Annotated in this window: 3 protein-coding genes and 1 pseudogene; 3 read left to right on the top strand and 1 reads right to left on the bottom strand. The window is 61.7% G+C overall.

All coding sequences use genetic code 11. The features are described 5' to 3' along the window. Window positions 1–274: 274 nt before the first annotated feature. Complete coding sequence (locus tag N511_RS23780; RefSeq protein WP_231479581.1) at window positions 275–1,201, bottom strand: HNH endonuclease; 927 nt, start codon at window positions 1,199–1,201, stop codon at window positions 275–277. Between the two features lie 404 nt (window positions 1,202–1,605). On the opposite strand from N511_RS23780, the pseudogene N511_RS25460 reads away from it, so the two are divergent. The 3 genes and pseudogenes from N511_RS25460 to N511_RS23775 all read left to right on the top strand — a co-directional run. Then, a pseudogene (locus N511_RS25460) lies at window positions 1,606–1,794 on the top strand (hypothetical protein); the annotation flags it as partial. A 15-nt stretch (window positions 1,795–1,809) separates the two neighbouring features. Continuing rightward, window positions 1,810–2,769 (top strand): fimbrial protein, encoded by a 960-nt coding sequence (locus N511_RS0106840; RefSeq protein WP_027678614.1) that lies wholly within the window; start codon window positions 1,810–1,812, stop codon window positions 2,767–2,769. Window positions 2,770–3,399: 630 nt separating this feature from the next. Continuing rightward, window positions 3,400–13,857 carry a hemagglutinin repeat-containing protein gene (locus N511_RS23775; RefSeq protein ID WP_231479580.1) on the top strand — a complete coding sequence of 3,486 codons (10,458 nt, stop codon included), beginning with the start codon at window positions 3,400–3,402 and terminating at the stop codon, window positions 13,855–13,857. Window positions 13,858–14,014 lie beyond the last annotated feature (157 nt).

Raw genomic sequence — 14,014 nt, 5'->3', positions numbered from 1 at the left:
CGTTTCAGTGTGGGACAGTGACGCTCGACCCTTGGACGGTCGAGTTCGAGTGTTTAAGAGTCGAGCCTGACTGTCAAAGCGTGACGTTTCAGAGTCTAACGGTGGAGCGCGAGGCTCAAACACTGGCGCTTCAGTGTTTGAGGGGCAAGCTCGACCGTCAGAGGGTCGGACTTCACCGTTTTAGGCTCAAGTGCGACTCTTCGAGTGTGGCACTCCATGGTCCGACGGTGGAGCGCTAGTCTCAGGCAGTCGATGACGCGGCGCCGACGGAAAGCTATTGACCGTTTCCGCCCGCGAACGGAGCTTCCTTTGCCGCGATGCGAGCGCGTAGCTCGTCGTTTCGGCGTTGGCCGTTCTCGCCAAAGTGAATCAGGCGATGGCACGTAGGGCAGATGGCGCCGACGTACCGTGGGTGGTCTAGCCCACCATCGGAAAGCCTGTTGATGTGGTGCGGTTCCAGATAGGGCGTGCCGTCGCTCTTGCGATTGAACGGTGCCGGCGCCTCGCAAAGCTCACAGTGGCCCTCCGCTCGCGCTAAGACATATCGCTTAACGCGCGCACTGCGCTGGTATGCGATCCGGACAGTCTCTTTCGCGTCGGCGATGGGGCCGCCGGGCTGACATGCAGCGATCGCCGCTTGCCTCAACGTCGACAGGTCCCCTGGCTGGCTCTCGGCCTTTGTCGCATTGTCGTCGTCTTGATCCGGCAGATCGTCCAGTTCGCGACGCAGCGTGTTCGATACCGGCATCAGCCGGAACACAATCACATCGCGATCGTTTCCATTGCGGTCTGCGTCTCGTTTGAAGAAGTGCGAATCACAGGCGAACTCGCCCAAGTACACGCATGGCTTCCCTTTGCCGGCCATCTGAAAGACATGCAGTGCGCGGCCGTCCTTCGCGTGAGAAGCGATGGCGAGGTTGCCCTTGCTCATCTTCATATCGCCGAGCTGTCCCTCACCAACGTAAAGCAGGTGACCAAACTCGTCGAATTCGTCCTTGTAGCCGTGCTGTTCGCCTGTCCCCGTAAAGAGAAAGACGGCGGGCGACAGTCGGGAGGGTGCTATGCCGCTTTGGCCGCTGCCTCCGAACTTTCCCGTGATCTCTTTTCTGCGGTTGTAGGCCTTCCCGATGACGAACTCGGGAATCTCCATTGCCATTGCCGCCGTCAACTGAACGGCGTTCTGGTCCTCATTGGGCAGCATGCAATCCCCCCGGATTGGCTGTAAATTTTTGTGCCCATTCTATGTCACGCTACTCCACAGTGAGTGGTGCTCTCGGTTCCTCAAGCCTAGCGCCATCAAGCCGCCGTCACATTTCGTGCCGGAAATAAGGGGCTGCTTTTGGACTTCACTTTCGTATAATCCCCAGCGCTGCCGCATCAACGGCAGCCGGGTCTGGCGATCCGTCTGAAGTATTTCCTGTGAATGCATGTCGCCTCGCGCGACGTGCTGCGTTCGCTCGCGCAAGCCAGTTTATGGCGGGCCGGGCGGGGAGACCTTCGGGTCTGCCGGCGCCACAGGGAGCCGGTTCGCCAGCCCCGCCGTCAGGCCCGCCACCCCTCATCTGGCGATGAGCGGCAGGCCTCTTCAATCCCTGTGGAGGCTTCATGCCAAGTTCTCAAAGCGGGCACCGCCCCGCGTCGTATCCATCCCCGCCAACATCGCAACCCCCGTCGGCCACGTCATCCGACACAGGCAGGCTCACCAAAAACCGCACCTACCTGAACAGCGCCATCGCAGCGCAGGCGTATCTCAAACGCACACGCACCGCCATGTGCACACACGGCCAATGCCGTATTGAGGAGCGACGAATGAAGATGCACCGGCTGGGTCTGAAAGCCCTGCGCGTGGTGGGACGAGCAGTAGCGGCGACGCTGGGCTTGACTGCGGCCACGTCTGCTTTCGGCACAGACTTCCGACCTTTTCCTACCGCGCTCTCGCTGCCACGGGATGTTGCGGCTAATACCGTTGTGGCCAGGAGCTATATTACGCCTCAACAATTATGCGGCGAGGGCACATGCAGTTTGGTGTACTTCGCTCCTATTTCCATGGTTTCCATCGTCCCCGGCAGCATATCGGGCTGGGAAGTGGAGGGGCCGACCGTTATCACAAAAATCAAAGGCTTAAGGATGCAAGTCCTTGTCAATGGAAATCCTCAGGCTCGATTGAGGGAAGATGGCGCGCCGATCAGATTTTCCTCGCCGCTCGAAATTCAATTGCTGAGGGACAGTTCCCCAGAGTTGGTTAACGGAATATCCGACGATCCAATTCAGTTCAGGCTTTCTACAAAGACAACGTCAGGATCCAACAAGATCGGTCACTACATCAGCCTTAACACGAGGCTGACCAGAATCGAAGGAAGCTGCTCGGTGCCAAGTCGGACGGTAGAGCTGCAACCCGCTCGCGCGGGACGCTTGACTGGTATTGGCGCAACGGCTGGCGAGCGTAGCTTCCAGATCAACATTAACGACTGCCCGAAGGGATACAACAAGATTCTCTACAGGCTCAAGCCGATGGGCGACACCGTTGAGACGTCAGCGGGGGTATTGCCGCTTTCCCCCGAATCGACCGCCCAAGGCGTGAGGATCAGGGTAACTGACAGCGCAGGGGCGGCCGTTGTATTCGATACGTCGACCGGAATCGATGATTACAACAAGGGCAGCGGCGGTTCGTTCTCGATCCCGATGCGGGTGTCATACGTTCAGACCGAAGCCGAGGTCACGCCCGGCACCGTGAACGGCGCCATGTCGGTGCTGATGGAGTATCAGTGACGAGCGGCGGCGCGGATGCGGTCGACTGTGAGGGGCGCTATCGGATCGAGCAAATGTGAAATGACCGCTCACGTTGCCATAAGCCGATGATTCTCGGCAGCCGACCGTAGAGGGGTATCCCAGGCACAAATCTGCGCGCGCTCGGATGACTTCCTCATCGACGCCATTGCCGAAGCGGCACTGCGAGGCCTCAACTCTCCGAATTCAATATCGCCAAATTCAGATGTAAATATCGTTGAACGTCGCGCATTTGCATCGAATTTACGGTTGCTGATTTTTGGCAAGGCCGTTTCGATTATCATCCGCGCAAACAGCAAAAAGGCAATCGCTCTGCACCAGACAGGGTGAGGCCGGTCGGGGTTGCGTTCCCATTCAAACGGGGCAGGGAGTGCTTTCGCATGAGACGAGATCTCAGGCGTGCTGGCGCACGTCGCCACTCTGTTGGGCATTCGTCCCAGCTCTCCTCTGGTCAGCGCGCGCTGCCCGCCCCTTCGCCTGAATCGGAACGGCCCACGCTGTAGCAAGCGCACGCCTGTGTCTGTCGTCGCCCCCTTTTTTCAGCCTGCTTTGCGCACGTTCAAACGTGCGCCAGCGCGCTGTTGTCGTCTGCCGTGTCAGTAGAGAAACATCATGAACGCCAAGTGTTATCGAACTGTCTTTAACGCCGTACGCGGCATGCTGGTTGCCGTAGAGGAAACGGCCAGGAGCACAGGCAAGGGGCGTGACACGGGAAGCCGCACCAGCCGCCGGGCATCTGCGCTGACGTTGAGTACGGTGGCCGCGCTGGCAGCGCCGGGTCTGAACGCGCAATCACTGACGCCGGACCGCAATGTTCCTGGTCCGCACCCGGTAGTAGGCGTCGCGGCGAACGGCACGCCTGTAGTGAACATCAATGCGCCATCGGCCGCGGGCGTCAGCTCCAACGCGTTCACGAACTACAACGTGGGCCAGGCCGGCGTTGTGCTCAACAACAGTGGCCAGAATTCCCAGACCCAGATCGCGGGCTGGGTACAGGGCAACCCCTTCCTGGGCAACAGCGCTGCGCGCGTCATCCTGAATCAGGTCACCAGCGGCAATCCGTCCGTGTTGGCAGGCCCCACAGAAATCGCGGGCAACCAAGCCAGCCTTATCGTTGCCAACCCCGCAGGCATCACGTGTGCCGGTTGTTCGTTCATCCAGGCGCCGCGGGTCACGCTCACCACCGGCACGCCCAACTTCGATGCGCTGGGCAACATCTCCAGTATCTCAGTCCAGCAAGGTCAAATTACGGTGAATGGCGCAGGCCTTGATGCGCGCGGCGCGCAGCTTGATTTGCTGTCTCGCGCCATGGCCATCAATGGTCAAGTGTGGGCCGAGCGCATCAACGCCGTGGCAGGTGCCAACAGCGTGGACTACGGCAGCGTCACGCCAACCGCGATTGCGGGCGTGGGCCCGGCGCCGCAGGTCGCCATCGACGTTGGCCAACTGGGCAGCATGTACGGGGGTGGCGCCACGCGGCTCATTGGCACTGAACAGGGGTTGGGCGTCAACATCGGCGGCAACCTCGCTGCGCTCACCGGCAGCCTGAGCCTGGCCGCCAATGGCGATGTGACCATCACGCCGACTGGCCGCGTGCAAAGCGCGGCGGATGCCAACATCTCGGCACCCAACATCAACAACCAAGGCGTGATCACCAGCCCTGGCAACGTGGCGGTGTCCGGCAGCACGACCAACAGCGGTACCGTGGTTGCCGGCGGTAACGCCACCATCACCGGGCCGCAAGTCACCAACAGCGGCACGATTGGCGCGGGTGTCGATACGAATGGCAATGTCACGCAGCCGGGTGCAGTGGCATTGAATGCAACAGGCGCAGTGCGCAACAGCGGCAATCTGCTGGCCGGCCAGAGCATCGGCGTGACCGGCGCGAGCATTGACGCAAGCAACGGTAACGTCGCCACGCAAGGCACGGTCTCGTTGTCCGCCACGGGCGATGTGGCCACGCGCAGCGCCACCATCTCGGGCGGCAGCGTGGCTGTCCAGGCCGGCGGCACGCTGGACAACACAGCCGGCAGCCTCTCGTCCAACACCACGCTGCAGGTGGGCGCTCAGCGCGTCGTCAACCAGGGTGGTCTTCTGGCTTCCACCGGCAACACGAGCATCACCACTGGCTTGCTCGACAACACCTCCGGAGCACTGGGCTCCAATAGCGGCAGCCTCACGGTTAACGCTACGGGTGACATCACCAATGCGAAGGGCAAACTGGTTGCTGCACAGGACGTCTCCATCACTGGCGGCAGCTTGGGCAACCAAGGTGGCACGGTGTCGGCCCAGAACCTGTCCCTGAACACCGGGGCCGGCGCGGTAGACAATACCGGCGGTACGGTTTCCGCCTCGGGCACGGCAAACGTTACGGCCGGCAACCTCGTCAACCAAGGCGGCACGCTTGCCGCCGCCGGCAATGTGTCTGCCCACGTGGCCAGCCTGGACAACACCTCAGGTGTGCTCGGCTCGGGCAGTGGCGCCTTGAACGTCAACAGCAGCGGCGCCATCACGAACGCGGGCGGCAAGTTGGTCGCAGCGCAGGATGTCACGCTCGCGGGCGCGAGCCTTGGCAATCAGGCCGGCGCGGTTTCGGCGCGCAATCTTTCCGTCAATACGGGCACGGGCGCCATCGACAACACAAGCGGGTCGATGGCCGCTTCGGGTACGGCCAACATCCAGGGCGGCAACCTCGTCAACCGTGGTGGCACGCTCGCCGCTACCGGCGATGTGACCACGACGGTGGCCAGCGTGGACAACACCGGCGGCGCGCTGGGCTCCAATACCGGCAACCTGACCGTCAACAGCACGGGCTCGATTACCAACGCAAGTGGCGGCAAGCTTGTCGCTGCACAGGATGTCACCCTGAATGCCGCGACGATCGGCAATCAGGCAGGCACCGTCTCTGGTCGCAATCTGTCGCTCAACGCCGGAACGGGAACCATCGACAACACCAATGGCACGGTGTCGGCATCAGGCGTGGCCAACGTTCAGGCCGGTAGCCTGATCAACCAGAGCGGCACGCTTGCCGCCAATGGCAATGTGCACGCCACCGTTGCGAGCCTGGACAATACGTCGGGCGTGCTGGGTTCCAGCACCGGCAATCTGAAGGTGGACAGCAGCGGCGCCATCACGAGCACGAACGGCAAGCTGATTGCCGCACAGGACGCCACATTCAACGCCGCCAGCTTGAGCAACCAAGGTGGTGCCATCTCGGCGCGCAACCTGTTGGTGAACACGGGGTCCGGCACGGTCGACAACACCAATGGGCAAGTGTCCGCCTCCGGAACGGCAGACGTGGCGGCGGGCAGCCTCGTCAACCGGGGCGGCACACTCGCTTCTGCCGCGGACATGACCGCCACCGTGGCGAGCGTGGACAACACCGGCGGCGCACTCGGCTCCAGTGGCAGCAACCTCGTCATCAACAGCGCCGGCAATATCGGCAGCGCAAACGGCAAGCTCATTGCCGGTCAGGATGCGACGTTCAATGCGGCGTCCCTCGGCAACCAAGCCGGCACCATCTCCGCACGCAACCTCACGGTCAACACCGGGTCGGGCGCGGTCGATAACACCAGCGGTACGGTGTCTGCCTCAGGCGTGGCCAACGTGACTGCCGGCAGCTTGGTGAATCAACTTGGCACGCTGGCCGGTGCGGGCAATGTCACTGCAAACGTGGCACGCCTTGATAACACCTCGGGCGTACTGGGTTCCAGCGCCGGCGCTCTCAACGTCACCAGCACGGGCAACATCGGCAACGCGGGCGGTAAGCTGCTCGCGGCTCAAGATGTCACGCTCGCGGCAGCCAGCATGGGCAACCAGGCTGGTACGGTCTCGGGTCAGAACGTCACGCTCAACACGGGGGCGGGCACACTCGACAACACGTCAGGCAAGGTTTCCGCCGCCAATGCGTTGCAACTGACCGCCGGCGCGGTCACCAACCAGGGCGGCACGCTGGCCGCGACTGGCGATGTGCACGCCACGGTCGCCAGTCTGGACAACACCGCCGGTGGCATCCTCGGCTCCAGCCAAGGTGGGCTCACCCTCACCAGCATGGGCAACGTCGCCAATGCCGGCGGCAAGCTCCTCGCCACGCAAGACATGCAGCTTCAGGCGGCTAGCCTGGGTAACCAGGGCGGCACGGTGTCCGGTCGTAATGTGACCGTCAATACCGGTACTGGCGCGCTGGATAACACCGGCGGTGCCATTGCGTCGACGGCCGCGCTTGATGCAACAGCGGGCGCCATCACGAACGCCAACGGCGGGGTGATGCAGGCGGGTACGACACTGGCAACCCACAGCCAATCGTTGGCCAATACCAAAGGCGCGGTGATTGGCAACGCGGTTTCGGTCAACGCCAATACGCTGACAAACCTGCAAGGCACGATTTCATCGAACACCACGCTGGACGTGCAGAGCCAGACCCTGACCAATGACCAAGGCAAGCTGGTTTCCAACGGTGCGCTCACGGTCAATACCGGCACGCTCACCAACGCAGGCGGCCAGGTCGCCTCCAACGGCGATGTGACGGTGAATGGCACGACGGTCGACAACTCCGCCGGCCTGATGCACTCCGGTGGCACGCTCACGGTATCCGGTGCCAACCTGCTCAACAAGAACTCCAATACGGCCACGACCGGCATGGAGGGCGCAAATGTGGCGCTCACCGCCACGACGTCGCTCGACAACACAGCCGGTGCCATCCGCTCCGACCTGAACACGCAGCTCACGGCACCGTCGATCAACAACACGCAGGGCTCGATTCAGTCGGCAGGCACGGTGGGTGCCAAGGCGACCGCTGCGCTGACGAACACCCAGGGCAACCTGAACGGCACCAAGAGCGTGGGTGTGACGGCTGGCCAGATGAGCGGTGACGGTACCGTGCAGTCGCAAGGCAGTGTGTCTCTGAACCTGCAGTCGGACTACAACAACAGCGGCACGCTGGCTGCCGGGCAAGACGTGTCCGTCACGACCACCGGCAACGTCACCAACTCGGGCACGATGTCCGCTGGCCGCAACCTGACGGTGTCGGCCAACAACATCACCAACACGCAGAGCGGCCAGCTGATTGGCACGGTGTCGAACACGCTGACCGCGCAGGGCACGCTGTCCAACGATGGCCTGATCGACGGTGGCGCGACTGTCATCCGTGCGAACAACGTCGTCAACACGGGCCGCCTGTATGGCGATTCGGTTTCGATTGCCGCCAACACGCTGACGAACACCGTCAACGGTAATGGTGTCGCGGGTGTCATCGCCAGCCGGGGCGACATGGACCTGGGTGTGCAGGCGCTCAACAACCAGGAACACGCGCTGATCTATTCGATTGGCAACATGCGTGTTGGTGGTGCGCTCGATGCCGGCAATCACGCGACGGGTTCGGCTCAGAACGTGACCAACGGCTCGGCCACCATCAACGCCGATGGCAACCTGACCATCGCCGCCAGCCAAATCAATAACCAGAACAACCACTTCGCGACGACTGACCAGACGTCGCCAGGCACGCATGTCGTTTCATACCGGCTGAACGGCTCGACACAAGACATCGACCCGAGCACGGTGCGGCTATTCCACAAGAACAATGGTGGCACAGCCACAGGCGACAACTGGCAATGGCTGGGCGATGACGATTACAAGGTTCTGCTGCTGCCGTCGTCGCAGTATCCGTTCGAGCGCTACGGCCCGCCGTTCACCTACAGCAACGGCTTGGGCGGAGGCGGCGTCGGCACGGCCTATATTCCTGAGAGGCCGTGCTGGCAGGATAGCTGCGAGGTATCGAGCTATCCGGAACAGTTCCTTTACAAAACCACAGACGCCATCTGGGGCGTGTTCGGTATTGCCGCGCCGCAGGAGATTGGCACGCAGCCGGACCCTAGCAACTACCAGCCCAGCCAGTATCCGCAGTACCAGGCCGACCTGGCTGCCTGGCAGCAGCGGCATGACAATGCCGTCACGCAATACCAGGCGCTGAACGACGCCATCAACGCGTTCAACTCGAATCTGCGCGGTCGCGAAATTGACGCCTTCACGATCTACGACGGCACGCAGCAAGTGACGCGTACTGTGGTCACGCAGAGCGACCCGGGGACGATCACGTCTGGCGGCAACATGACGTTGAATGCCGGCGTGGTGAACAACGTCGCCAGCCAAATCGTGGCGGGCGGCGACCTGACCGGCAGCAATGTCATCGGTACGCGGCCGAATAACGTGGGCATGACCGGCACGCAGTCCGTCACCACCACGGGTACGGCGTCGTACACCTATGTCGAGTCCGGCGGCGCATTCAGCGGCGACACTCGGGCCTACAACACCAGCCCCTGGCAAGGGCAGACCATCCAGACTAACTACCAGCTGGATGTGAGCCCCACCAACGGCACGGGCCCGAACAGCCAGCCCACGGTCAAATCCGTTGCGGTGTCGACCAAGGCTGGCGCGGGTAATGGCAGCGGCGCGGCCGTTGCCGACTATAAGGCGATTGGCGGCGATACGGTGCAGCCTGGCAGTGCATCGGTGACGGTGCCCAACAGCGGGGTCATGCATATCCAGACGGCCTCCATTGCCACACCTGCTGGCGGCTCCGTCAGTGCCGCGACCACGTCTGTGACGTTGCCCGGGAACGTGGTCATCCGCACGGTGGTGCCAAACCTGACGCTGCCGAACAATGCCCTCTACCGCATCATCAGTGACCCGGGCAGCAGCGTGCTGGTCGAAACCGACCCGCGCTTCACCAACTTCCGCCAATGGACATCGAGCGACACGATGCTGTCGCAGTTCCGCAATGACCCCGGGGCCACGCTCAAGCGCATTGGCGATGGCTTTTACGAGCAGCAACTGATTCAGCAGCAAATCGTCCGGGCCACGGGGCAGCGCTTCATTGGCGACTACACCAACAACGAAGACGAGTACAAGGCACTGCTGGCCAACGGTACCGCTGCAGGCAAGGCATTCGGCCTGAACGTTGGCACGGCGCTGACTGAAGCGCAGATGGCGCAGCTCACCAGCGACATCGTCTGGTTGGTCAAGCAGACCGTGACGCTGGCGGATGGCAGCAAGCAGGAGGTGCTGGTGCCGCAGGTCTACCTGCGCGCCAAGGACACCGACGTCACCGGCGGCGGTACGTTGATGGCGGGTAACAACGTCAGCTTCAACGCCAAGGGCGACGCGACAAACAGCGGCACCATCGCCAGCCGCAACGTAACAGTGGTCACCGCTGACAACATCGTCAACACCGGCACGCTGGCCGGCAGCACGCTGCTGGCGCAGGCGACGCAGGACATCAACAACCTCGGCGGCCATATCCAGGGCGACCAGGTGCTGCTGTCTGCCGGCCGTGACGTGAACCTGACCAGCACGACGGTTCAAACGAAGAACCTCACGACCACGGGTACGAACATCAACCAGGTGGCGAGCGTCGATGCCGGTGCGCTGTCCATCCAGGCAGGTCGTGATGCCAACCTGGCGGCGGTTGCCATCAACACGACGGGCAATGCCACCATCACCGCCAACCGCGATGTCAATCTGACTGCGGTGCGGCAGTCGAACGAAGAACATGTCGTGTGGGGGGACAAGAACCGCTCGGACCGTTCGTCGTATGCGGATGCGGGGACGCAGATCCAGACCGGTGGCAACCTTGCCATTGGTGCGGGCCGGGACGTTAACGCGACAGCCGCGTACGCCAACGCCACGACGGGCGGTGTCCAGGTGGCTGCGGGGCGCGACGTGAACCTCAATGCAGGCCAGAGCCATCAGGATGTTCGCGACGAGCATAATCAGAAAGAAACCGGGTTCCTGTCGTCCAAAACGACGCACACAATTGACTCGGCCGGGCAGACGAACGCAGTCGGCACCACACTGTCCGGGGATACGGTAACGGTGGTTGCCGGCCGTGACTTGACGGCGAAGGCAGCGACCATCGCCGGCACCGGCGATGTGAACCTGGCGGCCGGCAACAACCTGACCATCACGACTGCAGAGACAGCCACAAGCGAATCGCACTTCAAGGACGTGAAGAAGTCGGGCTTGGGAAGCGCGGGCGCCGGCATCTCTTATGGCACCCACCAAACGACTGATACGACCAACGATACGGTGCGCGGCTCGCAAGGCAGCTTGGTGGGCAGCACGGATGGCAGCGTTCACATGCAGGCGGGCAAAGACCTGCACATCACGGGCTCCGATGTGGTGGCTGGCCAGAACGTGACGGGCGTTGGCCAGAACGTGACCATCGATGCGGCGACTACCGACCGTCACCACGACGAAACGCACGAAATCAAGAGTTCTGGCTTCACACTGGCAATCAAGTCGCCTGTCATCGACGCCATCCAGAACGTTCAGCAGCAAGCCGAGGCCTCCGGTAACAGCCAGAGCAGCCGCGCTTCTACATTGCACGCGATTGCTGCGGTTGACGGCCTGGGCGATGTCTTTGGGGCAGCGAAGGGTGCGGCTGGTGCACTGGCTGATGGCAAGAAGCCGGAAGCCAAGGTTGAACTGAGCTGGGGCTCCTCGTCGAGCAAGACGACGTTCACCGAGGACAGCACGCAGAACAACGGCAGCAGCGTCAAGGCGGGTGGCACGACGGCGTTTGTGGCAACGGGTGATGGTACGCCCGGTAGCGGAAACATCAACATCGTCGGTTCTGACATCAACGCGAAGAACGTGATGTTGCAAGCCAACAATCAGGTCAACCTGAAGGGCAGCACGGATACAGACAGCACGCGTAGTACGAACGAATCCAAGAGCGCGAGCATTGGTGTTTCGTACGGCACAGGTGGCTTCGGTGTGTCGGCGTCGATGTCGAAGGCGCACGGCGATGCAAATTCGGATGCGCAGACGCAGAACAATTCGCACATCAATGCTAGCGACACTGTGACTATCGTGAGCGGCGGCGATACCAATATCGTCGGCGCGAATGTGAACGCCAACAAGGTGCTTGCGGATATTGGCGGCAACCTAAATCTCGCTAGCACGCAGGACTCCAGCCGTAGCACTGCCCACCAGGAGAGCTCCGGTGGCGGTTTCGGCATCAGCCAAGGCGGCGGAAGCGCCAGCTTTAGCCACAGCAACGGTAGCGCGAGCGGCAACTATGCGGGCGTGAACGAGCAGTCTGGCATCCAGGCCGGTGCCGGCGGTTTTGACATTAACGTCAAGGGCAACACGGACCTCAAGGGCGCGGTCATCGCCAGTGCCGCGACACCCGACAAGAACCAGCTGACTACCGGCACGCTCACGTTCTCGGACGTTCAGAACCATTCTGACTACAACGCGAGCAGTAGCGGCTTCAGCCTGGGCGGCTCCATGGGTAACGGCGGTAGCACCTACAACAACGCCGGGGGCCGGAGCGTGGCAGGTGGCGCACCGATGCTAAGCCAGAACGATAGCGGTAGCGAGAACGCGACGACCCGCAGTGCTGTCTCGCAAGGCACCATCACTATTACCAACCAAGACAAGCAAAAGCAGGATGTCACGAGCCTGAACCGCGACACAGCCAACACGAACGGCACGGTTGGCAAGGCGCCAGACCTGCAAAATCTGCTGAACAACCAGGCAGACACAATGGCCGCCGCACAGGCGGCAGGTGCGGCTATCGCACGAGACATCGGGTCGTACGCAGACGCCAAGAGAGCGGCGGCCGATGCAGCGGGTGATACGGCAGGCGTTGATGCGTGGAGGGAAGGTGGCTGGGCGCGAGCTGGCATGCAGGCTGCTGGCGCTGCTATCGTCGGCGGGCTTGGCGGTGGCAACGCTCTGGCTGCTGGGGCAGGCGCGGGTGTAGCGTCTCTCGCGGCTGGCAAGCTTAACGACTTGGCCAGTGCTATTGAGGGCTCAAGCCCGACTGGCAACAAGGCTGTTGACCAAGCGCTCGGCAACATTGTGTCCAATGCGCTGGCTACCGCAGTGGGAGGAGTCGTTGGTGGCAACGCCGGCGCGTTCTCAGGCTACAACGTCGACCGCTTCAATCGACAATTGCACGTCAGCGAGAAGCAGACGCTCAAGCAGCAAGCAGATAAGATTGGCGCAGCCTTGGGGCAGAACCCCGCAGACCAAGCAAAAATCACGCAGTATTGGAACGCGATGCTAACGCTAGCAGCATCGGCCATGGTCGATGCACAAGCGCAACAGCAGCTTTCCGCCTACGTAGCACAATTGACCCAAGCGGCTCAGGCATCGGGCAACTACCAAGTTTTGCAATCGTTCCAACAAAACTTGGCTCAAGCGCAGCAAATTGTGCAGGGCATGTCAGGACAGCCTGTGTTGGGGACCACAGGGAACCCGATTATTGCCGACGGTTCTGTCGTAAAGAGCTTCCAATCTACGACTGCGCAGTATCAAGACACCAATATCCTTGGCAATGGCCCTGTCGGAGGCATGGCGACGGTCCGTGGTTTGGGTCCAGGAAATACGCCTGGCACTGTTGGTTGGCAGCCCTCCGGCGTTGACTCCGTACTCCGTCAACAAATCTCGCAATTGCAAAGCGATACGCTCCAGCGGGCCTCAACACCTAACGGTGCAGCTACGCCCGTCTACCCCGTCGAGGAAGTGTTCATTGGCGGTGCTGCAGCGAAGGTTGCGACTGGAGTTCTGGGCGCTGTTCTGGCCGCAGACGCGCGGGCCGGCGCTGCTGTCTTTGATGCTGCTACGACACGCAGTCGAGTTCTGGCAAACATTGCCGAAAGCCAAGGCGCTCGCGATGCCTCCACTTTTGATATACACCTTGCGCGAACCGACCAGGTGCGCTGGGACTATGCTCCCGACGTGTGGGGAATGTCGACTTTGCCAAAGGGGACTGTTGTCTACGGCGGTGTACCAGGGCAGTCAGCCTACTACACAAACGCGCAAGCTTTGGCAGATGCTGGACTGAGCCGAGAAAGCCTCTTCCAGAGTCTCCAGGTCAGTCCTCACCCGGTTTTTGGATATAGGCCCCAGATGGCCGCGTATGAAACCACCTCTGATATAACGGTCCCAACCGGAATCGTACGAGCCAATCCGAATCTCGGCGCTGGTGGAGCAACGCAATACTTCATACCCAACTATGGCACTCGACTGAGGCCGATTGACAGAATCAACCTTGCGCCATGACACAAATCCTTTCGCCAAACATTGAGCGCGCTGTGCGAATTGCTGAACAGGCAGGGAACTCTGTTTCGGAGCTTTCTGAGGGCTGGTCGAAGGTGCGACAGGTTGTTCAGATGGCGGGCCCGCTGACCGCGGCAGTACGCAGCAGTATCGAGAGCCA

Source organism: Ralstonia sp. UNC404CL21Col (assembly GCF_000620465.1).
GTDB classification, from domain to species: Bacteria; Pseudomonadota; Gammaproteobacteria; order Burkholderiales; family Burkholderiaceae; genus Ralstonia; species Ralstonia flatus.
Note: the sequence above shows the minus strand (reverse complement) of the source record. Positions and strands in the feature narration are given on the sequence as shown.

Coding starts and splice junctions, on each gene's coding strand:
- N511_RS23780 (WP_231479581.1), bottom strand. CDS start 1,201: ATGCTGCCCAATGAGGACCAGAACGCCGTTCAGTTGACGGCGGCAATG.
- N511_RS0106840 (WP_027678614.1), top strand. CDS start 1,810: ATGAAGATGCACCGGCTGGGTCTGAAAGCCCTGCGCGTGGTGGGACGA.
- N511_RS23775 (WP_231479580.1), top strand. CDS start 3,400: ATGAACGCCAAGTGTTATCGAACTGTCTTTAACGCCGTACGCGGCATG.